At 66.1% G+C, this 26,299-nt stretch carries 25 protein-coding genes; 13 read left to right on the top strand and 12 right to left on the bottom strand.

The window, feature by feature from the left end; genetic code table 11:
- Positions 1-358 precede the first annotated feature (358 nt).
- From ACTRWB_RS01905 to ACTRWB_RS01885, 5 genes are all read left to right on the top strand, one after another.
- On the top strand, positions 359-793 hold the full coding sequence (locus ACTRWB_RS01905; protein WP_446900724.1) for a hypothetical protein: 435 nt from the start codon (positions 359-361) through the stop codon (positions 791-793).
- The gene (locus tag ACTRWB_RS01900; RefSeq protein ID WP_446900723.1) at positions 790-1,071 is read left to right on the top strand and encodes a hypothetical protein; all 282 of its coding nucleotides are present in this window, start codon (positions 790-792) and stop codon (positions 1,069-1,071) included. Before ACTRWB_RS01905 ends, ACTRWB_RS01900 begins: the two co-directional genes overlap by 4 nt.
- A 38-nt stretch (positions 1,072-1,109) precedes the next feature.
- Complete coding sequence (locus ACTRWB_RS01895) at positions 1,110-1,502, top strand: hypothetical protein (RefSeq protein ID WP_446900722.1); 393 nt, start codon at positions 1,110-1,112, stop codon at positions 1,500-1,502.
- 392 nt (positions 1,503-1,894) lie between these two features.
- Entirely contained in the window at positions 1,895-2,614 is a 720-nt protein-coding gene (locus tag ACTRWB_RS01890) for a hypothetical protein (protein ID WP_446900721.1), read from the top strand.
- Between the two features lie 208 nt (positions 2,615-2,822).
- On the top strand, positions 2,823-3,770 hold the full coding sequence (locus ACTRWB_RS01885; protein WP_446901398.1) for a GlxA family transcriptional regulator: 948 nt from the start codon (positions 2,823-2,825) through the stop codon (positions 3,768-3,770).
- A gap of 110 nt (positions 3,771-3,880) precedes the next feature.
- On the opposite strand, the gene ACTRWB_RS01880 is transcribed toward ACTRWB_RS01885, so the two are convergent.
- The 6 genes from ACTRWB_RS01880 to ACTRWB_RS01855 all read right to left on the bottom strand — a co-directional run bounded on the left by ACTRWB_RS01880 (position 3,881) and on the right by ACTRWB_RS01855 (position 9,900).
- Positions 3,881-4,345, bottom strand: a complete 465-nt coding sequence (locus ACTRWB_RS01880; protein WP_446901397.1) for a YybH family protein — start codon at positions 4,343-4,345, stop codon at positions 3,881-3,883.
- Positions 4,346-4,478: 133 nt separating this feature from the next.
- Positions 4,479-5,333 carry a DJ-1/PfpI family protein gene (locus ACTRWB_RS01875; protein WP_446900720.1) on the bottom strand — a complete coding sequence of 285 codons (855 nt, stop codon included), beginning with the start codon at positions 5,331-5,333 and terminating at the stop codon, positions 4,479-4,481.
- 153 nt (positions 5,334-5,486) lie between these two features.
- Entirely contained in the window at positions 5,487-6,233 is a 747-nt protein-coding gene (locus ACTRWB_RS01870) for an SDR family oxidoreductase (RefSeq protein ID WP_446900719.1), read from the bottom strand.
- 430 nt (positions 6,234-6,663) lie between these two features.
- Positions 6,664-7,434 carry an ABC transporter substrate-binding protein gene (locus ACTRWB_RS01865; protein ID WP_096475021.1) on the bottom strand — a complete coding sequence of 257 codons (771 nt, stop codon included), beginning with the start codon at positions 7,432-7,434 and terminating at the stop codon, positions 6,664-6,666.
- Between the two features lie 141 nt (positions 7,435-7,575).
- On the bottom strand, positions 7,576-8,805 hold the full coding sequence (locus ACTRWB_RS01860) for a cyanate transporter (protein WP_446900718.1): 1,230 nt from the start codon (positions 8,803-8,805) through the stop codon (positions 7,576-7,578).
- A gap of 225 nt (positions 8,806-9,030) precedes the next feature.
- Entirely contained in the window at positions 9,031-9,900 is an 870-nt protein-coding gene (locus tag ACTRWB_RS01855; protein ID WP_446900717.1) for a helix-turn-helix transcriptional regulator, read from the bottom strand.
- A 95-nt stretch (positions 9,901-9,995) separates the two neighbouring features.
- On the opposite strand from ACTRWB_RS01855, the gene ACTRWB_RS01850 reads away from it, so the two are divergent.
- Positions 9,996-10,889 (top strand): SDR family oxidoreductase, encoded by an 894-nt coding sequence (locus tag ACTRWB_RS01850; RefSeq protein WP_446900716.1) that lies wholly within the window; start codon positions 9,996-9,998, stop codon positions 10,887-10,889.
- Between the two features lie 47 nt (positions 10,890-10,936).
- Here ACTRWB_RS01850 and ACTRWB_RS01845 read toward each other — a convergent pair whose 3' ends face one another.
- A complete protein-coding gene (locus tag ACTRWB_RS01845; protein WP_446900715.1) occupies positions 10,937-11,926 on the bottom strand; it encodes a zinc-dependent alcohol dehydrogenase family protein in 990 nt (329 codons plus the stop codon).
- 270 nt (positions 11,927-12,196) lie between these two features.
- On the opposite strand from ACTRWB_RS01845, the gene ACTRWB_RS01840 reads away from it, so the two are divergent.
- Positions 12,197-15,190 (top strand): amino acid adenylation domain-containing protein, encoded by a 2,994-nt coding sequence (locus ACTRWB_RS01840; RefSeq protein WP_446900714.1) that lies wholly within the window; start codon positions 12,197-12,199, stop codon positions 15,188-15,190.
- 109 nt (positions 15,191-15,299) lie between these two features.
- On the opposite strand, the gene ACTRWB_RS01835 is transcribed toward ACTRWB_RS01840, so the two are convergent.
- The 4 genes from ACTRWB_RS01835 to ACTRWB_RS01820 form a co-directional block, all read right to left on the bottom strand.
- On the bottom strand, positions 15,300-16,202 hold the full coding sequence (locus ACTRWB_RS01835; RefSeq protein ID WP_419687756.1) for a LysR family transcriptional regulator: 903 nt from the start codon (positions 16,200-16,202) through the stop codon (positions 15,300-15,302).
- A gap of 86 nt (positions 16,203-16,288) precedes the next feature.
- Positions 16,289-17,668, bottom strand: a complete 1,380-nt coding sequence (locus ACTRWB_RS01830; RefSeq protein ID WP_446900713.1) for an FAD-containing oxidoreductase — start codon at positions 17,666-17,668, stop codon at positions 16,289-16,291.
- A gap of 226 nt (positions 17,669-17,894) precedes the next feature.
- The gene (locus ACTRWB_RS01825) at positions 17,895-18,473 is read right to left on the bottom strand and encodes a hypothetical protein (RefSeq protein ID WP_446900712.1); all 579 of its coding nucleotides are present in this window, start codon (positions 18,471-18,473) and stop codon (positions 17,895-17,897) included.
- A gap of 47 nt (positions 18,474-18,520) precedes the next feature.
- Positions 18,521-18,985: a GNAT family N-acetyltransferase gene (locus ACTRWB_RS01820; protein ID WP_446900711.1), complete on the bottom strand. Its 465-nt coding sequence runs from the start codon at positions 18,983-18,985 to the stop codon at positions 18,521-18,523.
- A 152-nt stretch (positions 18,986-19,137) separates the two neighbouring features.
- Here ACTRWB_RS01820 and ACTRWB_RS01815 point away from each other — a divergent pair, with 152 nt between their 5' ends.
- The 5 genes from ACTRWB_RS01815 to ACTRWB_RS01795 all read left to right on the top strand — a co-directional run bounded on the left by ACTRWB_RS01815 (position 19,138) and on the right by ACTRWB_RS01795 (position 25,222).
- Positions 19,138-19,776, top strand: a complete 639-nt coding sequence (locus ACTRWB_RS01815) for a LysE family translocator (protein ID WP_048245273.1) — start codon at positions 19,138-19,140, stop codon at positions 19,774-19,776.
- Positions 19,777-20,137: 361 nt separating this feature from the next.
- On the top strand, positions 20,138-20,902 hold the full coding sequence (locus ACTRWB_RS01810) for a DUF3348 domain-containing protein (protein ID WP_446900710.1): 765 nt from the start codon (positions 20,138-20,140) through the stop codon (positions 20,900-20,902).
- Positions 20,903-20,912: 10 nt separating this feature from the next.
- The gene (locus tag ACTRWB_RS01805; RefSeq protein WP_446900709.1) at positions 20,913-23,960 is read left to right on the top strand and encodes a DUF802 domain-containing protein; all 3,048 of its coding nucleotides are present in this window, start codon (positions 20,913-20,915) and stop codon (positions 23,958-23,960) included.
- Between the two features lie 3 nt (positions 23,961-23,963).
- Positions 23,964-24,608 (top strand): OmpA family protein, encoded by a 645-nt coding sequence (locus ACTRWB_RS01800; RefSeq protein ID WP_129516685.1) that lies wholly within the window; start codon positions 23,964-23,966, stop codon positions 24,606-24,608.
- Positions 24,605-25,222 carry a DUF2894 domain-containing protein gene (locus ACTRWB_RS01795; RefSeq protein ID WP_446900708.1) on the top strand — a complete coding sequence of 206 codons (618 nt, stop codon included), beginning with the start codon at positions 24,605-24,607 and terminating at the stop codon, positions 25,220-25,222. The genes ACTRWB_RS01800 and ACTRWB_RS01795 overlap by 4 nt, the downstream gene beginning before the upstream one ends.
- Positions 25,223-25,252: 30 nt before the next feature.
- On the opposite strand, the gene ACTRWB_RS01790 is transcribed toward ACTRWB_RS01795, so the two are convergent.
- Entirely contained in the window at positions 25,253-25,756 is a 504-nt protein-coding gene (locus tag ACTRWB_RS01790) for a DM13 domain-containing protein (protein WP_446900707.1), read from the bottom strand.
- 214 nt (positions 25,757-25,970) lie between these two features.
- Between ACTRWB_RS01790 and ACTRWB_RS01785 the strand changes: the two genes are divergently transcribed.
- Positions 25,971-26,276 (top strand): DUF4148 domain-containing protein, encoded by a 306-nt coding sequence (locus tag ACTRWB_RS01785; protein WP_048245277.1) that lies wholly within the window; start codon positions 25,971-25,973, stop codon positions 26,274-26,276.
- Positions 26,277-26,299 lie beyond the last annotated feature (23 nt).

Genomic DNA, 26,299 nt, shown 5'->3' with positions numbered 1-26,299 from the left:
CTGTATCTTGCAAGGCACTGAATATGTCGCGCCGGGTCGACGCGCCGATTCGGGAGGACATGCGCCTGACATGCCGGTAACACGCCGCCACCTTCAGTCGAGCAAGTTCGGTGCCTCGATCGTCAGCAATTGATGTGTAAGGAAGCACCGAGCGTCATTTTGACCATTGTTGACAGCACCACGCTCGATCTCGGGATACTGTTGATTCATATCACCCTGATGAACGTGAGTTTCATATTCATTGCCGGAGCTGCGAGAGGTGTGCTGCCCGGGCCTTCGTGTAGCGGCCGAATCGTTTTACAGTTTTCATGCATGCCAATGTGAAAGCCGAGCATTTTTCTCATCGAAGCGGAAACTCATGAGCCTCCGACTCAAATCGTGGTTACTGGCATTCGCAACGAGCGCCGCGTGTGCCGGCATTGTGGCATCGGTGAATCTGCTGCTCGCCACCCCAGGGCAACCGCAGCCCGCGTGGTTGATTGCTTTCCACGTGGCATGTGCGTTCGTCGGTGCGTTTGCCATCACTCGTTTCATTCAGGGCATTCCCGCTTCGCTGCAGGGGCCAACCACTCGTTCCACCATTGCACAAGGCGTTATCGCCAACAACAGGGTGGGCGTCGTGAACTTCGTCGTGCCCGGCAACAGTGCGTTCTTCTCGATGGCCCGCTGCGCCATGATTCTCTGCTTTGTGCTTTGCCTCATGGCGCAATTCATCCAGGTCGGCAAGTCGGCTGATGACACAAGTGGTTCGCCCGCTGGCGGCGGCCAGCAAATGCGGAGGCTAAGTACGTGACGCCAATCGGCAAGCGGCGCCACGACCCATCGACGACCGCAGACTTCCCGGAAGCAAAGAATAATGTGCGCCGCGGGTCTGCGCAGCAGATGCTTGCGGTCTTTCTACTCGCGCTGGGTATCGCGTCCATCTGCGCGGGACTCTACAGCCTGATTCAAGCCTTCGATGCCCTTGATATTCCGATGGCGTTCAAGGTATGGCTCTCTCGCGCAGTCGCCGCAATGGTGATTGGCTGGATTTGCCTTCACATCGGCGGTAAGCGCGTCGAGACCCTTTAGGGCGAAGCCGAGGAATGCATCTAGAGTTGGAGGTGTCTTTGTATACTCTCGCGCTACTGCCTTTCACGCTTCTGAACCGTGGGCAGACTGCCGCCGCAAGCATCTTCTTCTTCCTCTACGCTGTCATCCTCGTCTGCATCGTCAGGGCTTTATTCGACATTGCCAACTTTGCTGGAGTGAGAGTTCGGACGGGAACAGCTACCGTTGTCGCAAAACGAATTGTGCCGGCCCACTGGGAGTGGGTCGGTCGTGCGCTGGTTCGAGTAAAGGAGTACGAGACCCTTGATCTTCGGATCGACGATAGGCTCGTGACCTACCGACCGGTTCCGTGGATTTTGGAGCGAACCACTGAAAACGCGACGGAACCGGTTCAGTTCAAGGCTGGCCGACTCAATGGAAAAATTCAGGTCGAGAAGTTCAAGTACCTCTGATTGTTTTCAATGCCCGATCGAGACGGTTGACGGATAACGCAGATGCACTGAAGACAGACACGTATCCGTGAGGTAAAAGCCGAGAATGCCCGCTCTCGGAAATCTCGAGTGTTCCTTCAAAGTCGGCCACGGCAGGCTGCGTAAGTCATCGACAATGGAAGTCGGCGAGATACGTTACCCCGACAAAGTCTGCACGCAACTGATTCTAAGTTAGGCATCCGATGAATGCACAAGCCATGTTGATCGGCAGGCAGGAACAGAGCGGGGAAGAATCATCCTCGCGGCAGCGATATCCAGGCGAAAGGAAAAGCAGGAAACGCCACTTTTGCGTGCAAACGGCGTTGGCGCTCATACTCGCGTTGGTCGCAAATTGCGCGTTTGCCGAGAGCGACGTGAGCGACACGGATCAGCAGCAAGCCGCGTTGCGTTCGCTGATGGGCAAGGATCCGGCACCATCGGATAGCGTCAAGGGTCTCGCGCTGGCGCCGTGGACGCATGGGCCATCAACGTCAGGGCCGCTGTGGGTCGTGGCCGCATTGGTACAGCGCCCGAACGATGACGTCGAAGCGGCATTGTGGACAGGCGTCCTGACCCGCGACGAGCAAGGATTCCATCTGCTCGCGAGTGACCGAAGCGAGCGCGTCGATACGTCGCCGCTATTGTGGAACGCATCCGTTGCCATGGATCTTGTCCCGTACCGAATCAGCGACCGGGAAACGGCCTTTGGCGTCCGCTTCGACAACAACTACACATCGACCGCACATAGCGATACGACCGAGATACTGAGCTTGTATCGTTATGCAGAGGGTCGCGTGATGCCCATCTTCACCGCGCTGACGGATTGGTCGACCTATGACAAGGATGAGGCTAGCGATTGCGTGAAGAAGAAGGCCGGGAAGGGCACGAATTCGAGCGATGCCCGACAGGATGCGTGTGATGCGGAAAGTACGACGCAGGCGCACTACGTGCTGTCGTTCAGTCCACACACGACCAATGGGTACCACGATCTGCTAGTGCGCCCCAGGGGCAAGGCTGCGTCGGGCAAGTCCGCGCGTTTTACCTGGAACAACGATACTTATCAACCGCGTCGATTCGCCGGCGACTGGCACTGACATTCAACTGCGGGCCGGGTGAGACGGTCGTACTTTACGGCCGCTTCCCGTCTTTTCCGCCGTCTCGCGTTTCCCCGAAGACATACAGCAAATATTCAGGTCGGACGACGTCCGCCATCGGCTATCTCGCAAGAAAATATCGAATGGCGCTATTCGAGGGTTATCCGTAAAATACGTCACTTCGATGGTTTTCGATCACGACATCATCATGCATCGAATTGGATTCTTCGTTTGCCGTGGCTACGATGCGCTTGACCTGGCCGGACCCCTTTCGGCCTTCAATCAAGTGGTCAGAGCCGCCGGCGATACCCCATACGATCTGCAGGTCATCTCGCAGGCCGGAGGCCCCGTGCTTGGCAATGCGGGCTTTCCGATCGAGACGAAGCCGATCGGGCGGCGCGCGTTCGACACCGTCATATTCGTGGGCGGTGATATCGAACCGATGCAGACATCGGAGAACATCGCCGCTGCCAGGAAATTGGGCGCCAAAGCGTCGCGGGTGGCAAGCGTGTGTACGGGCGCGTTTCTGCTGGCGGAAACCGGCTTGCTGGACGGCCTGAGAGCAACGACGCACTGGCTGTATGCTGCCCAGTTGCAGGCGCGCTTCCCTCGCACCCGGGTCGAGAGCGACAGCATTTATATCGCTGATGGCCGCATATGGACGTCGGCGGGCATCGCCGCCGGAATAGACCTGGCGCTCGCGATGATTGAACGAGACATGGGCGCGGAAATCGCGCGCGCTGTCGCCAGGTATTTGGTCGTTCCGTATCGCCGACCTGGAGGGCAGTCCCAGTTCTCGGCGATGTCGCAAATGGAACCGGAGTCGGATCGTATCCGCATCGCGCTGAATTTTGCCCGCGAGCATCTTGCCGAAGCGCTGCCTGTCGAGCGGCTTGCCGATGCCGCCAGATTGAGTCCGCGGCAATTCGGACGCGCATTTCGCCGGGAAACGGGTGAGACGCCCGCCAAGGCGGTCGAGCGTTTGCGCGTTGAAGCTGCGCGGCTGCGCCTGCAGAGTGGTAGCGAGCCGATCGAACAGATTGCGCTCGCGGTGGGGTTCGCCGATCCGGAGCGGATGCGAAGGGCCTTCGTCAAATTGCATGGACATCCGCCGCAATCGATCCGACGCGAAGGCAGATTGAACGGTGAGCGCTGATCGAGGGCCGATCAGCGCGTCACTTCCCGGTTCCGATGGATCAGGCCACTGCGGTTTGACCTACCGCCCGGGAGACTTTCATCGACACCGACACCGACGAGCGTCGGGTTTCAGCGGGTGTAACTGTTCCAGATGTCGCGATGCAGCTTCCAGGTGTCGCCCTGCTTCACGAAGACAAGGATCTGCTTGCCGCGATATTTGAGCTTGCCGCTCGGATCACGGATCTCGGCATCCGACACTTCGGTCACCATCCGGTCGTTGCCGTAGAACTCGTAATTGTCGAAGGATACGGTGCCCGGCCTGGATCCCGCATATCCTTTGGTGAAATACGCGACGATCGCGCCGGGGCCGGTGACCCGGTCGCCCCCGGGCGGTAACAGTGCGCCGTCTTCGGTATAGAGGCGACCTATCGCAGCGTAATCACCTCGCGCGAAGGCGTCCGCCCATCGTGCATTTTCGGCTTTGATGGCCGCTTCGGGCGGACGCTGGGCGTCACTTGCCGTTGCAGGTGGCGCAACAGCGAAAAGGGCGATGCAGGCTGCAAGGGCAGCAACACAATGACGAGTCTGTCGCATTCGATGATTTCCGATCTTGGCTTGAATTGAAGTGGGCCGCACCGGCTTGGGCAGCCGGGGCGTGCAGACCATGCCGGTTGCGGCCTTCATCGAGGCCAGCGGTGTGGCCTCGCGCACAACGCGTGGAAGCGTTTCAGCGAACACCTGGAATGCGTGCGAGTCCCCTGGATGCGCCCGGCAGTTTCTTGTCGACCATCGCAATGAGTTCTGGCCGGGCATCTCGGGGATGGCCGGAATGGAACGGCGGCGCGGGATCGTATTCGATCACGAGTTGCGTGAATTCGGCGGCCTGTTGACCGCGCAGTTTCGCGGCCACGCGAAGGGCGAAGTCGATGCCCGCCGTCACGCCGCCGCCGCTCATGAAGCGGCCGTTATCGTCTTCCACGAAGCGATCCGGAACGGGGATGGCGCCATATTCGGACAGCTTGTTGACGAAGGCCCAATGGCAGGCGCTGCGCTTGCCCTTGAGAATGCCCGTTGCGGCGAGCACGAGCGACCCGTTGCACACCGACGTCACATGGTCGGCGCGCTCGGCCAGACGCCGGATCTGCGCTTGATATGCCGGCTGCATCGGCGCCGTCAGATTGGATCCGCCGGGAACCAGAATCAGGCCTGCCTTCTCGACGTCGGCCAGTCGTTCGGTCTTGCCATACATGACGCCGAATTCGAGCGGCACATAACCGCCATCGAGGCTCGCATAGCGAACGTTGGTGTTCGGTAGCCGGTGAAAGATCTCGCTGGGGCCGGCGAAATCGAGCAGTGTCCCGCCGGGATAGACCGCGATGACGATGTCGAGCGGATCGGTCGGCGAGAGCATCCCGTCGTTGCCCGCCTGCGCAAAAGCGGAAGCGGGGCGGCCAAGCAGGGTTCCGCCTCCCAGGATGGCGCCTAGCGTGGCGAGGCTGCCAAGCTTGAGCACATCGCGGCGGGAACGGTCCGCGCCAATCGGCCGCTGGCCGGACGCGTTGTTTTCGCTGTTGTCGGTCAAGATATTTTCTCCTTGTACATCGGCCCCGTCTGCGAGCGCAGCCAGGTCGGGCCGGATTGCCGGACCGCCACGACGAAAGGCGCGGCGGGCATGTGATTCACATGGGGAGGCGCCGGGATGTCGTGCATGGCTCCGACATCGGAAACCGAAGCCTTAAAGTTGCGACGCGCCGCCATCGACGACCAGTTCGGTGCCGATGACGTAGGAGGATTCGTCGCTGGCGAGATAAAGCGCCGCGTAGGCAACGTCCTCGGCCTTTCCCATGTGGCCCACCGGGATAGCCTTGGCGAACTCGGCCTTGCGGTCGCGAACCCATTCTTCGGACATCCCCCACTTGCTGATCAGGGGCGTGTCCATCGCGCCGGGAGCGATCGCGTTGAAGCGGATCTTGCGGTCGAGAAACTCGTAGGACCAGCTGCGGGCAAGGGATCGGACGGCCGCCTTCGCCGCGGCGGTCAACGAGATGCCATGCTTGCCGGTCTGCGCGACGAACGATGTATTGAGGATGACTGAGGAACCCTTTCGCAAGATCGGGAGTGCCGCCTGGAGCGTGTACACCACACCCTTGACGTTGATGTCCAGGATCTCGTCGTAGAGTGCCTCGTCGATGTCGTTGATTGCCGACGGGAACGCCCGACCCGCATTGGCGAACACGATATCCAGCCCGCCGAACTGCTCTTTCACTTCCGCGGCAATCGCCCGCATGTCCTCGATCGAACGGACGTCGCCCTTGAGAACGAGCGCATTCTCGCCAAGCTCGCCCTTCACGCGTTCAAATACGGCATCGTCGCGACCGGTAACCGCTACGCGGGCGCCTTCGGCGATGAAGAGCCTGGCGGTTGCAAGACCGATGCCACTCGTACCACCGGTGATCAAAGCTGACTTGTTCTTGAGCCTCATCGTGTGTTCCTTTCTCTGCCTCGTGATTGACCAAGCCGACGGATCAACGCGCAATCGTGTCGATGCGCCTGACTCGTCTTCCATGCCAATTATGAAAGGCGACACAGAAGGCTAAAAGGTCGTATAACCCTCAAAAAACGTCACGTGGTCGCAGGCGGCTGGTCAAACGTCGGGCGGACTCACTTCCACGTTTGATCCGCGAATGGTCGGCGAGATACGGACCGTGATGAAGACGCCGGCCCGCGAGGGAACATGACGAGGGTCGTCGTTGCGCACGCAACGGCCAAGGCTGGACCGAAGTCACCGTGATCGGCGAATGGCTGCTGCGTCTTCAGATACCGCCACTCCCAAAAAAAAGAGGCGCCGCACACTCATGCACGACGCCCCTTCGCCTTCTCCGCCGGCCGTCACCGGCCAACTCGTCACCGCGTCAATTGTAGATATCGAACGAGAAATACTTCTTCGCGATGCGCTGGTAGGTCCCGTCCTGAATCAGGCTCGCAAGCGCCTGGTTGATCTGCGTGCGCAGCGCATCATCGTCCTTGCGCACACCGATTGCCGAACCGACACCGAGCGTCTTCGGATCATGCAATGCCGGCCCCGCGAATTCGAAGTTCGCCCCCTTCGCGGTCTTCAGGAAACCGAGGTCGGCCTGCACCGACGATTGCAGCGACGCGTCGAGCCGGCCCGACAGCAGGTCCTGGTACACGAGATCCTGCGTCTGGTACGTGCGGACGATCACGCCCTTCGGTTCCCAGTACGTGCGCGCGTAGGTCTCCTGCGTCGAACCCTGCTCGACGCCGACGCTCTTGCCCTGCAGCGACTCGGGCGTCGGCTGCAGGTTCGAGCCGCGTCGCGCGACGAGGCGCGGCGGCACGTTGTTGATCTTGTCCGTGAACGCGATCTGCGCGAGTCGTTTCTCGGTCACGCTCATCGACGACAGCACGCCGTCGAACTTGCGCGCCTTCAACGCGGGGATCATCCCGTCGAACGCGTTCTCGACCCATACGCAGCGCACCTTCATCCGTTCGCAGATCGCGTTGCCGAGATCGATGTCGAAGCCGACGAGCTTGCCGTCGGGCGCGAGCGATTCGAACGGCGCATAGCTGGGATCGACGCCGAGACGCAGGACCGCCGGGTCTTTCGCGGCGGCGGCGCCTGCCGTCAGCGCGAGCGCGACGGCCAGAACGAGCTTTTTCATTTGTGTCTCCAATATCGATTGATTGTGTTTGTCGTGAAGCGAACAGCGGCCGATGGGCGTGACGGCCCGCGCCCGGCCATGCGCGGGCGGCTGGACGGTCGCCGGAAGAGTCTGGCGGCCGCCCGGATCAGGAAATCGGGTTCAGTGCGCGGCGCCGGTGATGCGCACCATGCTGTGCCGGTAGCCGGCGGGCGAGAACGCGGCGTTCAGCGCGGCCATCGCCGCGATCACGGCGATGTGCATCCACCACGCGATCGCGAAACCGCCGCCCGCGTCGCGCAGCCAGCCGATCAGCCAGGGGCTCGCCGCCACCGTCAGGAAGCCGATACCCTGCACGAACGCGGCGAGCGCGCCCGCGAGCCGCGCGTCGTGCAGGTGGTCGAGCGTGACGATCAGGCTCATCGAGAAGAAGCCGCCGAGACCGAGGCCGACGCTCGCGACCCACAGCCACGGCGCGAACGCGGGCAGCGTCGCGAACCCGACGAAGCCGGCCGCCTGCAGCGCGAGCGTGAGCCACAGCACGTTGCGACGGTCGGGCGAACGTTTCGCGAGCATCGGCATCGCGAGCGCGCCGGTCGCCTGGAACAGCGCCATCCATGCGAACAGGTTGCCGCTTGCCTGCGGGCTCATGCCGACGCCGCGGTAGAACGCGGGCAGCCACGCGACGAGGCTTGCGTAGCCGCTGTTGCTGAGGCCGAAGAACAGCGCGAGCTGCCATGCGCGCGGAATGCGTGCGAACGCGGTGATCGAGGCCGAGGTGGCCGTCGCGTGCACGGTGTCGCGCGGCGCCTTCGCGCGCCACAGCGCGAGCGTGACGAACGCGGGCACGGCCCATACGGCGAGCGCGAGATGCCAGCCGCCGTGCACGGCGAGCCACGGGCTCGCGACCGCGCCGAATGCGCCGCCGCCGACCAGCGCGGCCGAATAGAGCCCCATCGCGAGCGGCAGCCGGTCGACGAACCAGCGTTTCGCGAGGCCCGGCACGAGCGCCTGGACCACGGCGACGCCGGCGCCTGCGACGATCGCAGTTGCGATCAGGCCCGCACTGCCGCCGGCCCACAGGCGCGCGGTGCAGCCGGCCGCGATCAGCGCCAGCGCGGCACTCAATGCGCGCTGCTCGCCGAAGCGCCGCGCGAGCCCGACGCCGACACCGGCCACGACCCCCATCAGCACGAACGGCAGCGTGGTCAGCAGCGCGGCCGCGCGGAAGCCGAGGCCCGTGTCGGCGCGCACGACATCGAGCACGGGGCCGAACGCGGTCAGGAACGGACGCAGGTTGAGGCCGGCGAGTACCAGCAGCGCGAGCGCGCCATAGGACACGGAGGCCGCATGCGGGCGGTGTACGGCTTGCGCGGTGCCGGGATCGGTCATCGGGGATGCTCCAGGGAAGGGCCGGTGGCCCTGTGATGCGATGCCGAAAGGGTAAGCGCGCGCTACGCCAGGTGAAAATTAAATATTCGACTGGGAATCAGTGCGGATTGCGATGGGATCGCGCGGGGCGATGGGGACGGATGGGCGCGGCCGGCGGGGCGGGCGCCGCCGCGTGGCGCATGGCGCATGGCCCGCGGTGCAGCCGTCGCGCCGGATTACGCGTGGTTATGCTGCCGGCACTTGCTGCGCGCCGGCCTGTTCACGTGCCTGTTCTCGGGCCGCGACGAGCGCCCGGATGCGCGCACGGTCGGCCGCCGTCGAGGGCGTGAAGATCACGAGGCTCAGGTCGGGGCGGCCGATCACCGAGAACGCCGAATATTCGAGCGCGATCCGGCCGGCCTGCGGATGGCGGATCTCTTTCGTCCCTTCGTCATGCGAATGGATATCGTGGTCGCGCCACATCGCGTCGAATTCGGTACTCGCCGCGCGCATCTCGTCGACGAATGCCTGCACGGCCTGCGTCGCGCCGCTGCGCGCGACGTCGGCGCGAAACGCGCCCACCGCGAATTGCGCGACGCGCGCCCAGTTCGACTGCGCCGCGCGCACGCGCGGATCGACGAAGATCAGCCGCAGGATGTTGCGCGCGGACGGTTGCAGCGTTGCATAGTCGGTCAGCGTCGCGGCCGCCGAGTCGTTCCACGCGACGACGTCCCACGTCGCCGTGCGCACGATCGCGGGGCTCGCGTCGAGCGAGTCGAGCACGTGCTGCAGGCGCGGCGTCACGCTGGCGGGGGCGTGATAGCGCACCTCGGGCGGATGGCCGACGCCGATCAGGAACAGGTGCTCGCGTTCCGCTTCGTTCAGCATCAGCGCGCGGGCGAGCCGATCGAGCACGTCGGCCGACGGCGCGCCGCCGCGCCCCTGTTCGAGCCACGTGTACCACGCGGCACTCACGTGCGCGCGTTGCGCGACTTCCTCGCGCCGCAGGCCCGGCGTGCGGCGGCGCGTGGCCGGCAGCCCGAGCGCAGCCGGGTCGAGTTTCTCGCGGCGGTCCCGCAGGTACGCGCCGAGCAGGTTGTCGGGGGCGTCAGCCATATCCTGTTAGTTCGTTTACCGGTAAACCGTCACGACTTCACCGCGAGCGGCCATCGACAGATAGTAAGCCTCCATTCCACCCGGAGGGTTTGAACATGCGTGTCTTTGTCACTGGAGCGTCGGGATTCGTCGGCGCCGCCGTCGTTGCCGAACTCGTTGCCGCCGGGCACTCGGTGCTCGGTCTCGCGCGGTCCGATGCAGCCGCCGCGTCGGTTTCGGCCGCCGGCGCCGACGTGCATCGCGGGTCGCTGGAGGATCACGACAGCCTGACGCGCGGCGCCGACGCCGCCGATGCGGTGATCCATACGGGATTCAATCACGACTTCTCGCGCTTCGCGCAGAACTGCGAGCTCGACCGTCGCGCGATCGAAGCGATCGGCGCGGTGCTCGCGGGCTCGGCGCGGCCGCTGGTCGTCACGTCGGGCCTCGCGCTCGTCGCGCCCGGACGCGAGGCGACGGAGGACGATCCGCACGTGCCGGTGTCGTCGGGTTATCCGCGTGCGTCCGAAGCCACCGCGGCCGCGCTGGAAGCGCGCGGCGTGCATGCGTCGGTCGTGCGCCTGCCGCCGTCCGTGCACGGCGACGGCGACCACGGCTTCGTGCCGCGCCTGATTGCGTTCGCCAGGGAGAAGGGCGCGTCGGCCTATCTCGGCGACGGCGGCAATCGCTGGCCGGCCGTGCACCGGCTCGACGCGGCGCGCGTGTACCGGCTCGCGGTCGAGCGCGGCGCGGCCGGCGCGCGTTATCACGCGGTCGACGATACCGGGGTGCCGTTCCGCGAGATCGCAGCGGTGATCGGCCATCGGCTGAACCTGCCGGTCGTCGCGAAATCGAGCGCGGAAGCGGGCGAGCACTTCGGCTGGTTCGCGATGTTCGCGGGGATGGATGCGCCGGCAACCAGCGAGCGCACGCGTGCATCGCTCGACTGGGCACCGACGCAGCCGGGGCTGCTGGCCGATATCGACCGGCCGCGGTATTTCGAAAGCTGAGCGGGCGGCGCGGCGGCTCGCCGAGACCGCCGCCCGCCATGCGCCGCTCAGACCGTGACGACGATCTTCCCGACCTGCGCGCCGGCTTCCATGTACCGATGCGCTTCGGCGATGTCGTCGAACGCGAACGTGCGGTCGATCAGCGGCTTCAGTGCGCCGGCCGCGAGCCCGTCGACGATGAAGCGCTTCGCGCGTTCGAGCCGCTGCGCGTCGCCGGTGATCTCGAACAGCTCGTAGCCGCGCAGCGTCAGGTGGCGCGCGAGCAGGTCCATCACCGGCACCGGGATGTCGCGCGTGTCGAGCGCGCCGTACTGGAAGAACGTGCCGTGGGGGCGCAGCGCGCGCAGCAGGTTGGCCGCGTCGGGGCCGCCGACCGGATCGAACACGATGCGCGCGCCGCTGCCGCCCGTCATCTCCGCCACCTGCTGCGGCAGGTCCGCGGGGCTGCCGACGATCACGTGCGCGGCACCGGCGTCGAGCAGTGCCTGGCGCTTCGATTCGCCGCGCGTCAGCGCGATCGGCACCGCGTCGATATGGTTCGCCACCTGGATCGCCGCCTGCCCGACGCTGCTCGACGCGGCGCCGATCAGCACCGCATCGCCGCGCTGCAGCCCGCCGAGTTCGATCAGTGCGCCGTAGGCCGTGACGAACATCATCCAGGTCGCGGCCGCTTCCTCGAACGACAGGCTGTCCGGATGCCTGACGACCGCATGCGCGGGCACGTTGACCACCTCGCCGTACATCCCGTAGTCGGCGAACGAGAACGCCGGCACGACGCTCACCGCGTCGCCTTCGGCGAATGCCGTCACGTTGCGGCCGACCGCCGCGACGACGCCCGACGCCTCATAACCGAGCGATGCGGGCAAGCGCGGCATGAACGTGTATTCGCCGCTGCGGTACATGACTTCCGCGCGATTCAGGCCGATTGCCTTCACGCGCAACTGGATGTCGTCCGGCCCGGGCGCGGGCACGTCGACGGTGTCGATCTGCAGCACGTCGGGGCCGCCGATGCGATGGAAACGAACGATGCGGGACATGGATTGCTCCTTCGATGAACGGGGGTTGATGAAGGAGCACTGTAGGCGCGTGACCGCGCCGGATAAACGCGTGACGAAATCATTGATTGTTATTCGAAGAATAACAATCAACCGCGTGCGGTAGCGGACCCGGAACATCGTCGAATGCTTCGCCAAATGAATCAAATCATCCCGGCGTTTCGCGATGTGTGATGACCGCGTGTGAAATTGCTTTTTGTTTGTCGCCGCCTATATTGAGATCTGTTGTTTTCGATATGAGGAATAAAAACGATGACTACTCAATCGAACGTGCTCGACAAATTCAAAATGCGTGCGGCCTGCGGGGGACACAGGCCGGCCGTGGTCTCCGGGCACGAAACCCTGAGTTACGAGGCGCTGGACCGTTTGAGCGACGCGGTTGCCGATGCATTGCAGGACCGGGGAATCGGACGCGGCAGCCTGGTGCCGATCGAGGCGTCGCGCAACGCGCACTTCATTGTCGGCATCCTCGGCATCCTGAAAGCGGGCGCGACCTACGTGCCGATTGACGACCGCTATCCGGATGCCCGCAAGGACACCATCCTGCGCGAATGCAATGCCGCGCTGGTCTTGACGGCCGGCGCGGCACCGCGAAATGTGGCCATCCCGTTCGCTCGCGTGGCCGACCTGAGTGCGCGGCGACCGGATCGGGACGCCGCGCGTGCGACGCCCCGTTTCGATGCGCAGGATGGCGCGATCTATGTGATCTTCACGTCCGGTTCCACCGGGGCGCCGAAAGGCGTGATCGTCGAACACGCCGCGGTGGCGGCACTCGTCGATTGGCACAATACGCGTTTCGCGATGAACGCCGACAGCCGTGCGACGCTGATGGCCGGCCTCGGCTTCGACGTATCGCAGTGGGAAATCTGGTCGACCCTTGCTTCGGGCGCGACGCTGTTTTTGCCCGACGATGAAACGCGCCTCGACGCCGACGCGCTGGTGGGCTTCTTTGCCCGTCACCGGATCACGCATGCGTACGTGCCCACCGTGATGGTTGCCGATGTGGTGGGCGTCGGGCAGCCGGCGGAACTGGTGCTGCAATATTTGTTTACCGCCGGCGAAAAGCTTGGCCCGATCGATACCGGCGGGATCGATTACACGGTCATCGACTACTACGGGCCGACCGAAGCGACGATCTTCGCGACTTGCCACGTCGTTCCGGATGCGGCGCTCGGCCGTCCGGACTCGATCGGGCGGCCCATCGACGGCACGGAGATCCTGATCCTGAACGACGCACTGGAATCCGTGACGGCGGACGAGGTCGGCGAGATCTGCATCGGCGGGCGCAGCCTGGCCCGCGGCTACTTGGGCAACCCTGCGTTGACCCGCGAGAAATTCCGTCCGCATCCGCAGCGTCCGGACCAGATCGTCTATCGCACCGGCGACCTCGGGCGCTGGCTGAACGATGGCTCGATCCAGTTCCTCGGGCGCCTGGACGATCAGGTCAAGATCAGGGGCAATCTGGTCGAGCTGAGTGAAATTCACGCCGCGCTCGTCGGGTCCGGCGAGGTACGCAAGGCAGTGGTGCTGGCGTTGCCCGGCGTTACCGGAACCGGGCCGGAACTGGTCGCATTTGTCGTGCCGCGCGAATCCGGCGCGGCGCCCGCGCGTGTCGTCGACGCGCTCAAGGCGAGCGTGCGGCAAACGCTGCCCGATTACATGTGGCCCGTCAGCCATGTGCTGCTGGACGACCTGCCGATGACGGTGAACGGCAAGACCGACCGCGTCGCGCTCGAACATCGTTACCGTACGGAACAGCGCAACCGCACGGAGCGGGAACTGTACACCGCCGTCGAGCGGATCGTGGCCGATGCATTCGTCGCGTTGATCGGACATGCGTCCTTTCGGAAGACCGACAGTTTTTTCGACATTGGCGGAAATTCGCTGCTGACCGCCAAGCTCGCACGGGCGCTGTCGGATGCCGTGGGGACGAAGATGCTGATCCGGGACGTCTACGAGCATCCATCGGTGGAGCGGCTCGCGGGCGAGATCGAGCGGCGTGTCGCCGTGGTGGCGCCCGAGATCGAGCGCGAACCGGTTTATGTGCTGGCGAACGATATCCGCATACCGGAGCAGGCGGATTTCAGCGGTGCCTTCGACACGGCGCTGCTGGCGCGTCCGCGCACGATCCTGCTGACGGGGGCGACGGGATTCGTCGGGGTTCACTTGCTGGCCGAACTGCTCGCGACGACGTCGGCGGTGGTGCATTGCGTGGTGCGTGCGGCAGATGCCGCCGCGGCGCGCGTGCGGATCGACGAGAAGCTGCATGCCTACGACGTGAACCTCGGGCCGGATGCGCGATCGCGCATCCGCGTGTGGGCGGGCGACTTCACGCAGCCGCGCTTGGGCATGAACGAGCACGACTACGCGGTGCTGGCGGACGAAATCGACATCGTTTACCACTCCGCCAGCGCGGTCAATTTCATTCAGCCGTATTCGTACATGAAGAAGATCAACGTGGACGGCATGTTCGAGGTCCTTGCGTTCGCCGGGTGCCGGCGAACCAAGGCGCTGATCCTGCTGTCGACGATCTCGGTGTACAGCTGGGGGCATCGTTTCACCGGCAAGACGATGATGACCGAAGCGGACGACATCGATCAGAACCTGCCGGCGGTGCTCGAGGACATCGGCTATACGCGCAGCAAATGGGTGATGGAGAAGATGGGCGATCTGGCCGGGCAGCGCGGCCTGCCGCTGATGACCTTCCGGCTCGGATACGCGACGTTTCACGGCGAGACCGGCGTGAGCGCGGATTATCAGTGGTGGGGACGGCTGGTGAAGACATGCATTGCGCTCGGTACCGTGCCGGATCTGCAGGACCTGCGCGAAGGGCTGACGAGCGTGGATTACATGACGAAGGCGCTGGCACGGATTTCACGCAATCCGGCGGCGCTGGGGCGCAAATTCAATCTGATCAATTCGCCCGAGTCCGACCTGACGCTGAGGGAATTCTTCTCGAGGCTGGAACGCTACTTCGGTCTGCGGTTTCAGGTCGTGCCGTTCCGTGAATGGCGCGATGCGTGGAAGTCGGATGTCGACGCGCCGCTCTATCCGTTATTGAGCCTGTTCGACGACAACATTCGCGACGGCATGAGTACCGCCGAGCTCTACCAGAACAATTACGTATGGGACTGCCGCAATGTAATCGAATTTCTCGACGGCAGCGGGATCGAGCAGCCGGCATTTTCCCGGGAGCAGCTGGCGCGGTACCTGGAGCGATCGCTGGGTTATCGCGTCGCGCGGTGACGCACGCAACGCGGTCGCGTGGACGTCGCGCCCGGACCGTCGTCCGGCGTCATCGGGCTGCAAGCATATCGTCTTCGTCGACTGCGTTCGTGCAGGTCCATGACCGGTTCTACACCGGATAGCGGCGCGCGATCAGCTCGGTCAGCCAGTCGATGAACGCGCGCACCTTGTCGGGCAGATGTGCGCGGTTCGGGTACAGCACCGAAATCGGCTTCGGCACGGCCGGCACGCCGGGCAGCAGTTCGATCAGTTGCCCCGAGTCGATGCTCGGCTGCAGCGCGGGCCGCAACGCATGCACGATGCCGAGGCCGGCCAGCCCGCAGGACAGCAGCGCTTCCGAGTTGTTCGTGAGCAGGCTGCTCGCGAGCTTCAGCGCGACGGTTTCGCCGTTAGGGCGGAACGTCCATTCGAGCACCCGGCGATTGCTGCCGGTAAAGAAGTTGACGGCCCGATGCGTGCGCAGATCGTCGAGCGTGCGCGGCAAACCGTGGCGGGAAATATACGCGGGCGATGCGCACGTGACCATCGGCACGGCGCCGACCGTGCGCGCGACCATGCTCGAATCCTTCAGTGTGCCGACCCGCACGACGCAGTCGATGCCTTCGCCGATCAGATCGGACGGCTGGTCGCTCGCACCGAGCACGAGTTCGATCTGCGGATAGCGCTGCTGGAAATCGGGCAGCGCCGGAATCACGACCGTCTTCGCAAGCGCGAGCGCGATGTCGAGCCGCAGCCGGCCCTTCGGCGCCGCGCGCTGCTTGGGGAACGACGCGAACGCGTCGTCGATGCTGCCGAGCAACTGCACGCAGCGCGCGTAAAACGCCTCGCCTTCGGCGGTCACGCTGACGCGGCGCGTGCTGCGATTCAGCAGCCGGATGCCGAGTTCCTGTTCGAGCTGCTGCACGGCTTTCGTCACGGCCGGCCGATGCAGTTGCAGCGCGTCCGCGGCTTGCGTGAAGTTACCGCGTTCGACGATCTGTACGTAGATCTGCATCGTTTGCAGGCGGTCCATGGCGTTCCCGGGTGTCGTGGCGAGCGGCCATCTTCGCACACCGTCCGACCCCGGTGAAACGCCGATGCATGGCTGCCCGCCACGCATCATTCGACCGGATGCAGATCCTGCAGCAGCGTCGGCACCAGCTCCGACACGGTCGGGTGGATGTGCATCGCGCGGCTGATCGTCGTGTACGGCGCGCCGGCGGCCATCACGTCGAGCATGCCGTGCACGACTTCGTCGCCCGTCACGCCGAGGATCGACGCGCCGAGGATCGCGTGGCTGTCCGCGTCGACGATCACCTTCATGAAACCCTGGCTCTCGCCTTTTTCCACCGCGCGGCCGACGCGCGTCATCGGGCGCGTGCCGACCAGCAGCCGGCGGCCCGTCTGCTTCGCTTCCGCGAGCGTCATGCCGACCCGGCCGAGCGGCGGATCGATATACATCGCGTATGCGGTGATGCGGTCGGACACCTTGCGCGGATCGTCGTCGAGCAGGTTGGCCGCGACGATCTCGTAGTCGTTGTACGCGGTGTGCGTGAACGCACCACGCCCGTTGCAGTCGCCGAGTGCCCAGATGCCGGGCACGTTCGTGCGCAACTGCTCGTCGACGTCGATATAACCGCGCGCGTCGGTCGCGACGCCCGCGCGGTCGAGCCCGAGATCGTCGGTGTTCGGCACGCGCCCGACCGCGAGCAGCAGGTGCGAGCCCGCGACCTCGCGGCCGCCGCCCGCGCAGTCGAGGCCGACCACGACGTTGCTGCCGTCGCGCCGCGCGCTCAGGCAGTTCGCGTCGAGCTGCTCGTCGATCCCTTCGTTTTCGAGAATCTCGCGCACGGCCTGCGATACGTCGTCGTCCTCGCGGCGGATCAGGCGCGAGCCCTTCTCGACGATCGTGACCTGCGACCCGAAGCGGCGGTACATCTGGCCGAATTCGAGCCCGACGTAGCTGCCGCCGACGATCACGAGATGCTCGGGCAGGAAGTCGACGTCCATCATCGTCGAGTTGGTCAGGTACGGCACCGAATCGAGGCCCGGCATCGGCGGTACCAGCGCGCGTCCGCCGACGTTGATGAAGATGCGTTCGGCTTCGAGCAGCGCGTCGCCCACGCGCACCGCGTCGGCGCGTTCGAACCGGGCGTGACCCTGGAACACGGTCGTGTTGGCGAGCCCGCGCACCCATTGCTCGACGCCGTGGGTTGAGCGGCCGGAGATCTGGTCCTTGCGCGCCTTCACGGCCTTCATGTCGACGGTGACGGGGCCGCCGACCGACACGCCGTATTCGCTGCCCCGCCGCGCGAGGTGGGCGGCGTACGCGCTCGCGATCAGTGTTTTGGTGGGGATGCAGCCGGTGTTCACGCACGTACCGCCGAAGCGGCCGCGCTCGATGATCGCGACCTTCATCCCGGCGGCCGACAGCCGCGCGGCGAGTGGCGGGCCGGCTTGCCCGGTGCCGATGACGATCGCGTCGAAGTGTTGCGTCATGACGTCCTCCTGCGCGGGTTCTACGTGAGAAGGCGGGCGGGCGAGCCGCGTGCGGCGCCGGCGCACGGTCGCGCGACGGCGAGCGCTTATGTTAGTCCTGTTGGCATGTGTCCGCGAGTATCCGCGGGGCGGGGAGGTGGCGAGCGCGACAGACGGGCCGCGCACCGGTGCGGGCAGGCGGCGGCCGGCGCGCCGCGCTCGGTTGCGGCGCGTTTCGCCGGTCGCGTCAGTCCTTGCGTTTCCACTGCGCGAACGACACCGGCTGGTGCGTGTCGGCGCGCGTGACGGTGACGTGGTCGGGCTTGTCGTCGAGCGGATACGAGACGGTGACGATCTGGTTCGAAAATACCCAGCCGTGCGTGCGCGGGTCGTAGCGGAACGTCACGTAGTCGGTCCAGTGCTGCCCGCACGCGACGAAGTTCTGCACGGTGAAATAGCGGCCTTTCACCGAGAGGCCGTTGTCGGCGGCGTATTCGGGATCGAACGGGTCGCACTGGCCGCCGTCGTTCGCACGCAGGACGACCTCGTCGTTGCGCGCGGCGAGCCGGAATGCGTGATCGGGCTGTTCCTCGAAGATCAGCAGCGGGCGCGGCGACGGCTGCTCGCGCGTATCGACCGCGCGATGCACGACGACCAGAAAGCTGTGCCGGCCGTTGCCGAGATCCGGCCCGGCTTGCGCGAGCAGCGGTTGGTAGTCGGGCGGCAGCTGCGCGGCGATCGACTTCGGCAGCTCGGCGGCGCGGGCGCCGGCAGGCAGCGCCGCGAGCAGCGGGAGCAGCAGGAGGGACAGGCGGAGGACGCGCATGGCGGGGTGTCGGGTCGAAAGGAGGAAGGGCATGCCGGCCGCGCGGGTCACAGATCGCGCCCGAGAAACTCGGTGCCGGGCACCGGATTGAACGTGACGGGCGGCGCGGGCGTGAAGCCGAGCGAAGCATACAGTTGCCTTGCGGCGACGAACTCGGGCAGCACGTCGAGGCACATGCGCGCATAACCGGCCGCCTTCGCGTCGCGCAGCAGCCGTTCGACGAGCTGGCGGCCGACGTTCAACCCGCGCGCTTCGGGGCGTACATAGACGCGCTTCATCTCGCACGTTACCGCGTCGATCTCGCGAAACGCCCCGCAGCCGACCGCGCGTTCGCCGTGCCACGCGAGCAGCAGCAACCCGCGCGGCGCCGCGTATTTGCCGGGCAGCGCGGCGATCTCGGGCTCGTAGTCCTGGAATTCGAGGCTGAAGGTGGGGCTCGCGATGTACTCGCGGAAGATCGCTTCGACGACGCGGGCGTCGTCGGGATAGCGGGCGGCGCGGATCTCGATCATGGGCGGCGGTGCGGGATGACGGGAAAAACGGCCAGCATAGCAGCGCGCGGGCGCTTTCGGCCGCGCGGGAAGCGTGCCAGAATCAGCGCTTCGACCGTCGGAAACGACACGCAGGCGTCGGCGAATCGGCGTCGTTGACCAAGGAGACTTCGATGACTGCATCGGCTGCCGTACTCGCCATCCTGGCCGCGCTGTGGCTCGGCGCGATGATTCCGGGCCCGAGTTTCGTGCTGGTTGCCCGCAATTCGATCGGACTGTCGCGCCGCGACGGCCTTGCCACCGCGCTCGGCATGGGCCTGGGCGGCATCGTGTTCGGCGGCGTCGCGCTGGCCGGGCTCTATACGCTGCTGCAGGCCGTCGAATGGCTGTATGTGGGCCTCAAGGTGGCGGGCGGTGCGTACCTGATCTATATGGCATCGAAGATCTGGCGCGGCGCCGACCGGCCGATCGCGATGGACGATCCGCAGGCGATGGCCGCCGGCAGCGCGCGCAAGTCGTTCTGGACGGGCCTCACGACCCAGCTCAGCAACCCGAAGACGGCAATCTGGTACGGCAGCATCTTCGCGGCGCTGCTCCCGCAGCATCCGCCGCTGTGGTGCTACCTCGCGCTGCCGCCGCTCGTGTTCGGCGTCGAATTCGGCTGGTACACGATCGTCGCGCTGTGCTTTTCCACGCGTCGGCCGCGCGAGCTGTACCTGCGCGCGAAGAAGTGGGTCGACCGCATCGCGGCCGGCGCGATCACGCTGCTCGGGCTGCGGCTGATCCTGAACGCGCCGAAAGCGGGGATCTGACTGCTTTCGATTCTGGTTTGCATTGCATGGCGGCTGGCCATTTACGTGGCCGGCTGCCGGAGCGAGCCGCTCGAACCGCTCGAACGGCGCCAACGCGCATCGGGTTTCCGGAAACCGCGGGTCGTCCGGAAACGCCGTTTCTTCGTCATCACCGGCCGGGCTATGCGCCCGGCAGTCCGATTCCGGCGACTTGCCAGGCCGTCGCCGGCAGTCTTCCCGGCTTCCTGCCGCCCCCCGCCGAGCCTTGCGCGGCGGGCGTTCGCGCGTGTCGCCCGGCACGCGCGACAGCGCCGCTTTCCCGATTCTGGCGGTCGACCTCCCAGCGCCGTGTAAACTGCTGCCTTTTTTGACGGTTTGCAGCATGGTGCACGCTTCCCCGCGCCCGGCACTGACCGGCCCGACGCTCGTCCGGCTGCTCGCGCGCCTGGCCGACGCCGATGTCGCGGAATCCCGGCAAACGCTGTCCGACCGGCTGAGCCAGTGGCTCGGCTGGACCGACGCGATCACGCTGTCGTCCGCGCTGGGTGCGAGCCCGCCCGGCGTCGCGGCCGGCGTGCGCGGCTACGACGCGGAGCGCGACTTCGCGCGTGTGCGCCACGACCTCGCGCAGGCGATCGCGGCCACCAACCGGCCGCGGACGCGGCGCCGGCCCGGCGACCTGCCGCCGCCGGCCGCCGACACGGCCGATTTCGCGGACTTCCGCCAGCGTTATCTGTCCCTGCAGCAGGACATGGAAACGGCGATCGGCCAGTTGCGCGGCCGCCTGCGGGGCGCGCTCGCCGCCCGCTCGTCCGGGATGGCGCGGCTCGCGACGCTCGACGCGATCATGGAGCGCGTGCTCGGCGCGCGCGAGCGCAGCCTGCTGTCGGCCGTGCCCGCGCTGCTCGGCACGCGTTTCGGGCGGCTGCGCGACGCGGAACGGCAGGCGCTGGCCGATGCCGAATCCGCTTCCGCTGTCGCCCCCACCGATGACGGTGCGGTTGCCGACGGTGAGGCCGTCAAGGCGCTCGTGCCCGGCGCCTGGTTCGACACGTTTCGAGACGAGATGCAAGGCATCCTGCTTGCCGAACTCGAAGTCCGGTTTCAAACGGTAGACGGGCTGCTCGCGGCCCTTCGCACCTGCTAATCAACACGCTATGTCCAGAATTCGCATTGATCTCGTTGTCTTCGTCGCCGGTTTGCTCGCAGTGTGCTGGATCGGCGTCGGCTATGTCGCGTCGAACCCGCTGGCGTCGGCCGTCACGCTGCTGATCGGCGCGTGCTACGTCGCCGGCGCGTGGGAACTGCTGCGCTACCGGCAGGCGACCGCTACGCTGTCGCGCGCGGTCGCCGGCCTGACCGAGCCGCCCGCGAAGCTCGACTCGTGGCTCGACACGCTGCACCCGGGCCTGCGCAGCGCCGTGCGCGCGCGCGTCGAAGGCGCGCGCGTCGCGCTGCCGGGCCCGTCGCTCACGCCTTACCTCGTCGGCCTGCTCGTGCTGCTCGGCATGCTCGGCACGCTGCTCGGGATGGTCGTGACGCTGAAGGGCACGGGCGCCGCGCTCGAAAGCGCGACCGATCTCGACGCGATCCGCGCATCGCTGATCGCGCCGGTGAAGGGCCTCGGGTTCGCGTTCGGCACGTCGATCGCGGGTGTCGCGACGTCCGCGATGCTCGGGCTGCTGTCCGCGCTCGTGCGCCGCGAGCGGATCGACGCGGCGCAACAGCTCGACGCGAAGATCGCGACGACGTTGCGCGTGCATTCGTCCGCGCACCAGCGCGACGAATCGTTCCGGCTGCTGCAGCGCCAGGCCGACGTGATGCCGGCGCTGGTCGACCGGCTGCAGACGATGATGACAACGCTCGAGGCGCGCAGCGTCGCGCTGCACGATCGCCAGCTCGACAGCCAGCAGGCGTTTTTCGATCGGACCGAGCGTGCGTACGTGGGCCTTGCGTCGAACGTCGGCGACGCGCTGAAGGAAAGCGCCGCCGAAAGCGCGCGCGTGGCCGGTGCCGCGCTGCAACCAGTCGTCGCGGCGACGATGACGGGGCTCGCGCAGGAGATGGCCGCGCTGCGCGACACCGTGACGGGCGCCGTGCAGCGTCAGCTCGACGGGCTGACGGACGGTTTCGAGAAGAGCACCGGCAACGTGACGGCCGTCTGGAACCGCGCGCTCGACGAACAGCGCCGCGCCGGCGACGCGGTTGCGCAGCAGCTGCAGACGACGCTTGGCCAGTTCACCGACACGTTCGCGCAGCGTTCGACGGACCTGCTCGACGGTGTCGCGACCCGCCTCGAATCGACCGAAGGCCGCCTGTCGGACGCATGGCGCGATGCGCTGTCGCGCCAGGAGCAGGTCGGCGAGACGCTGGCCGGCCAGCATGCGCGCGCGTTGGGCGAAGCCGCCGCGACGTTCGAGCGGCATTCGGGCGCGGCGCTTGCCGCGATGCGCGAGTCGCACGCGGGGCTGCAGACCGAACTGGCCGCGCGCGACGAACAGCGCCTCACGGCGTGGAACGATTCGCTGGCCGCGATGGCCACGAAGCTCGGCGACGAATGGCAGCGTGCGGGTGTGCACAGCGCCGGCCGCCAGCAGGAAATCTGCGACGCACTCGCGCAAACGACGCGCGAACTCACCACGCAGGCAACGACCTTCGAACAACGCTCGAACGACTTGCTGTCGACGATCCGCGATTCGCACACGGGTCTGCAGACGCAACTCGCCGCACGCGACGAAGAACGCCTGTCGGCATGGAACGACTCGCTGGCCGCGATGGCCACGAAGCTTGGCGACGAATGGCAACGCGCGGGCGTGCACAGCGCCGGCCGTCAGCAGGAAATCTGCGACGCGCTCGCACAAACGACCCGCGATCTCACCACGCAGGCTTCAACGTTCGAACAACGCTCGAACGACCTGCTGTCGACGATCCGCGATTCGCACACGGGCTTGCAGACGCAACTCGCCGCTCGTGACGAAGAACGCCTGTCGGCGTGGAACGACTCGCTGGCCGCGATGGCCACGAAGCTCGGCGACGAATGGCAGCGTGCGGGCGTGCACAGCGCGGGCCGTCAGCAGGAAATCTGCGACGCACTCGCGCAAACGACGCGTGATCTCACTGCACAGGCAACGACCTTCGAACAACGTTCGAACGATCTGCTGTCGACGATCCGCGATTCGCATACGGGCTTGCAAACGCAACTCGCCGCACGCGACGAAGAACGCCTGTCGGCATGGAACGACTCGCTGGCCGCGATGGCGACGAAGCTCGGTGACGAATGGCAACGCGCAGGCGTGCACAGCGCCGGCCGCCAGCAGGAAATCTGCGACGCACTCGCGCAAACGACGCGCGATCTCACCACGCAGGCAACGACCTTCGAACAACGGTCGAACGATCTGCTGACGACGATCCGCGAATCGCACACGGGCCTGCAGGCGCAACTCGCCGCACGCGACGAACAGCGCCTGTCCGCGTGGAACGATTCGCTCGCCGCGATGGCGGCCGCGCTGCGCGACGAATGGGCGCAGACGAGTGCGCAGGCCGCGACGCGCCAGCAGGACATCTGCGACACGCTCGCCCGCACCGCGAACGACATCACCGCGCAGGCGCAGGTGCATGCAAGCGACACGATCAACGAGATCGCGCGCCTCGTGCAGGCCGCGTCGGAGGCGCCGAAGGCCGCGGCCGACGTCGTTGCCGAGTTGCGCCAGCGCCTGTCCGACAGCATGGTGCGCGATACCGCGACGCTCGAGGAGCGCAGCCGCCTGCTCGCGACGCTCGAAACGCTGCTTGGCGCGGTCAATCACGCGTCGACCGAACAGCGCACCGCGATCGATGCGCTCGTCAGCACGTCGGCCGACCTGCTCGATCGTGTCGGCGCGCGCTTCAACGACACCGTCGATGCCGAAACGCGCAAGCTCGACTCGGTGGCCGCGCAGGTCACCGCGGGCGCCGTCGAGGTCGCGAGCCTCGGCGATGCGTTCGGGATGGCCGTGCAGGTGTTCGGCGAATCGAACGACAAGCTGCTGAACCATCTGCAGCGCATCGAGGCCGCGCTCGAGAAATCGCTCGCGCGCAGCGACGAGCAGCTCGAGTACTACGTCGCGCAAGCGCGCGAGGTGATCGACCTGAGCATGATGTCGCAGAAGCAGATCGTCGAGGATCTGCAGCAGCTCGCCGGCCGGCGGGCGCCCGTCGGAGCGTAACGCATGCACGACGAAATCGACGGCGGCGCGCCATCCGCGCCGGTGTGGCCCGCGTTCGCCGACCTGATGTCGGTGCTGCTCGGCGCGTTCGTGCTGATCCTCGTCGGCGTGATCGGCATGCAGCTTCAGCTCACGTCGAAGCTCGAGGAAGCCGTGCGCGCGCGCCAGCAGGAAGCGCAGCAACGCAAGTCGCTCGAACAGGCGCTCGCGGGGCCGCTCGCGGCCGGCCGCGTGACGCTCGTCAACGGCCGCATCGGCATCAGCGGCAACGTGCTGTTCGCGCTGAACTCCGACCAGTTGCAGCCCGCGGGCCGTGACTTGCTGAAGACGCTAGCCGGGCCGCTGGCCGCCTACCTGAAGACGCGCGACGAGATCCTGATGATCAGCGGTTTTGCCGACGACCAGCAGGTGCATGCCGGCAACCGCCAGTTCGCGGACAACTGGGAACTGTCGGCCAAGCGCGCGCTGACGGTCACGCGTGCGCTGATCGATGCCGGCGTGCCGGCGCCGTCGGTGTTCGCGGCCGCGTTCGGCTCCGAACAGCCGGTCAGCTCGAATGCGGACGATGAAGGCCGCGCGAAGAACCGCCGCGTGGAGATCGCGCCGGTGCCGCGCAAGAGCGCATCGAACGGAGGGAAGGCGCAGTGACGGGCGACGCGACGCACGCCCGCGCGACGCTCGACGCATGGCGCGAGCGGGGCGCGGATCGACTCGATCCCGTGCGCTTTCACCGGATCGACGCACTCGAACGGCGCGCGGCCGCGCTCGATGGCGACGCGCGCGGGTTGCTCGACGCGCGGCTGGCGACGCTGATCGAAGGTTTTGCGGCGATCGTCGCGCAGGCCGATGACGCAGCGGTAGTGAGCGAGACGGCGGAAGCCGCGGCAGATGCGCCGCCGCGCGGCGCGCTTGCCGGGCTCGTCGATCGGCTCGCGCGCGATGCGCAGGCCGACCGGCGCGGGCTCGATCCCGAGCTGGTCGACTACTTCCGCACGATGTGGTCGAAAGTCCGCACGGAACAGCAGTATCGCCAGTCGCTCGACCAGGTGCCGCGCAACGCGGGGCCGCTCAATTCGAACAGCCTCGTGCACCGGTCGCTGGCGACGATGCGCGAGCTGTCGCCGGCCTATCTGCAGCAATTCCTGTCGTACGTCGATGCGCTCGCGTGGCTCGAGGATCTCGCCGGCGGCGGCGCGCAACCCGAGAAGGAAGCACCGCGCGCGAAGGTGGTGAAGAAGGGCACGCGGAGCAAGAGCCGGTAGCACGACCTCGCACCATTGCAGCCGGGGCAATTACATCGACACCCCGCCCGACGTCGTTGCGCTTTGATACCGGGCCGCGCTGATGAATTTCGAAAAGCGCTCGCACCAGATCACGACCGTCGTGTATTGCGCGGGATTCACGTCGTCGGGAAGCGGCACGACGAAATTGCCGAAGGTCTTCAGGTCGCCCACGCGCGCGGCACGCGCCTTGATCGCGAGGAACGACGCTCGCGTGTCGACGAATTCCGGAACGAGATAGATCTTGTAGTCGGGCCCCGGCGCGATGTCGCCTTCGAAGGCGATCGACGAGTCGGTGATCGTCAGCTTGCCATTGGCCCAGTGCAGCGGATCGCTTCCCGGCAGGTCGCGTTCGAAGCGGCCGGTATGTCGCGTATTTTCGGCGGCCACCTGCAGTTCGACGGCGCTTGCGCCTTCCGATGCCGTCAGGATCGGGAGCACGTAGATGCCCGCTGCGAATGCGACGAGACCCGTCGCGAGATGCGACGCGATCAGTATCCAGATTCTGCTTTTCATATCGGACCCTTTGAACGAGAACAGAGGGTGGCGCACGGCCACGACGCTTTAGTCGCGCGAGCCGGCGAAATCTGACAGTCGATCGGCATTCACATGCGTATGCCGTTTGCGTCGGACGCGACGTCGAAAAAATTTCGCCGACGCGTGTCATCTTTGCGCTCGCGGGTCGACTCACTCTCCATCGACAACGTCGTCGATGCTCAGGAGAGATCAGATGAACAAGCTTGCTCTGTATGTTCTTGCGACGGTTGCCGCGACCGCTTCCGTTTCCGCATGGGCCGCGCCGCAGTCCACCGTGACGCGCGCGGAGGTCACGGCCGAGCTGGCCGCACTGCACGCGGCCGGCTACCGTCAGACGGGTGAAGATCCGCACTATCCGGCGCGACTGGCGGAAGCGCTGACGAAGATCGGCTCGACCGGTACGTCGACGGCCGATACGAGCGGATACGGGACGATGTCGCCGACCGCGAGCGAATCGGGTTCGATTACCCGCGACAATCCGATCTATCGCGGACGATGATCCGGGCTGGACATTGCGCCTGT

Source organism: Burkholderia sp. YIM B11467 (assembly GCF_052952715.1).
Note: the sequence above shows the minus strand (reverse complement) of the source record. Positions and strands in the feature narration are given on the sequence as shown.

Bases quoted from the DNA above. Each gene is read 5' to 3' on its own strand.
- ACTRWB_RS01905 (WP_446900724.1), top strand. From the start codon at position 359: ATGAGCCTCCGACTCAAATCGTGGTTACTGGCATTCGCAACGAGCGCC.
- ACTRWB_RS01885 (WP_446901398.1), top strand. From the start codon at position 2,823: ATGCATCGAATTGGATTCTTCGTTTGCCGTGGCTACGATGCGCTTGAC.
- ACTRWB_RS01880 (WP_446901397.1), bottom strand. From the start codon at position 4,345: ATGCGACAGACTCGTCATTGTGTTGCTGCCCTTGCAGCCTGCATCGCC.
- ACTRWB_RS01870 (WP_446900719.1), bottom strand. From the start codon at position 6,233: ATGAGGCTCAAGAACAAGTCAGCTTTGATCACCGGTGGTACGAGTGGC.
- ACTRWB_RS01865 (WP_096475021.1), bottom strand. From the start codon at position 7,434: ATGAAAAAGCTCGTTCTGGCCGTCGCGCTCGCGCTGACGGCAGGCGCC.
- ACTRWB_RS01860 (WP_446900718.1), bottom strand. From the start codon at position 8,805: ATGACCGATCCCGGCACCGCGCAAGCCGTACACCGCCCGCATGCGGCC.
- ACTRWB_RS01855 (WP_446900717.1), bottom strand. From the start codon at position 9,900: ATGGCTGACGCCCCCGACAACCTGCTCGGCGCGTACCTGCGGGACCGC.
- ACTRWB_RS01850 (WP_446900716.1), top strand. From the start codon at position 9,996: ATGCGTGTCTTTGTCACTGGAGCGTCGGGATTCGTCGGCGCCGCCGTC.
- ACTRWB_RS01845 (WP_446900715.1), bottom strand. From the start codon at position 11,926: ATGTCCCGCATCGTTCGTTTCCATCGCATCGGCGGCCCCGACGTGCTG.
- ACTRWB_RS01840 (WP_446900714.1), top strand. From the start codon at position 12,197: ATGACTACTCAATCGAACGTGCTCGACAAATTCAAAATGCGTGCGGCC.
- ACTRWB_RS01835 (WP_419687756.1), bottom strand. From the start codon at position 16,202: ATGGACCGCCTGCAAACGATGCAGATCTACGTACAGATCGTCGAACGC.
- ACTRWB_RS01830 (WP_446900713.1), bottom strand. From the start codon at position 17,668: ATGACGCAACACTTCGACGCGATCGTCATCGGCACCGGGCAAGCCGGC.
- ACTRWB_RS01825 (WP_446900712.1), bottom strand. From the start codon at position 18,473: ATGCGCGTCCTCCGCCTGTCCCTCCTGCTGCTCCCGCTGCTCGCGGCG.
- ACTRWB_RS01820 (WP_446900711.1), bottom strand. From the start codon at position 18,985: ATGATCGAGATCCGCGCCGCCCGCTATCCCGACGACGCCCGCGTCGTC.
- ACTRWB_RS01815 (WP_048245273.1), top strand. From the start codon at position 19,138: ATGACTGCATCGGCTGCCGTACTCGCCATCCTGGCCGCGCTGTGGCTC.
- ACTRWB_RS01810 (WP_446900710.1), top strand. From the start codon at position 20,138: ATGGTGCACGCTTCCCCGCGCCCGGCACTGACCGGCCCGACGCTCGTC.
- ACTRWB_RS01805 (WP_446900709.1), top strand. From the start codon at position 20,913: ATGTCCAGAATTCGCATTGATCTCGTTGTCTTCGTCGCCGGTTTGCTC.
- ACTRWB_RS01800 (WP_129516685.1), top strand. From the start codon at position 23,964: ATGCACGACGAAATCGACGGCGGCGCGCCATCCGCGCCGGTGTGGCCC.
- ACTRWB_RS01790 (WP_446900707.1), bottom strand. From the start codon at position 25,756: ATGAAAAGCAGAATCTGGATACTGATCGCGTCGCATCTCGCGACGGGT.
- ACTRWB_RS01785 (WP_048245277.1), top strand. From the start codon at position 25,971: ATGAACAAGCTTGCTCTGTATGTTCTTGCGACGGTTGCCGCGACCGCT.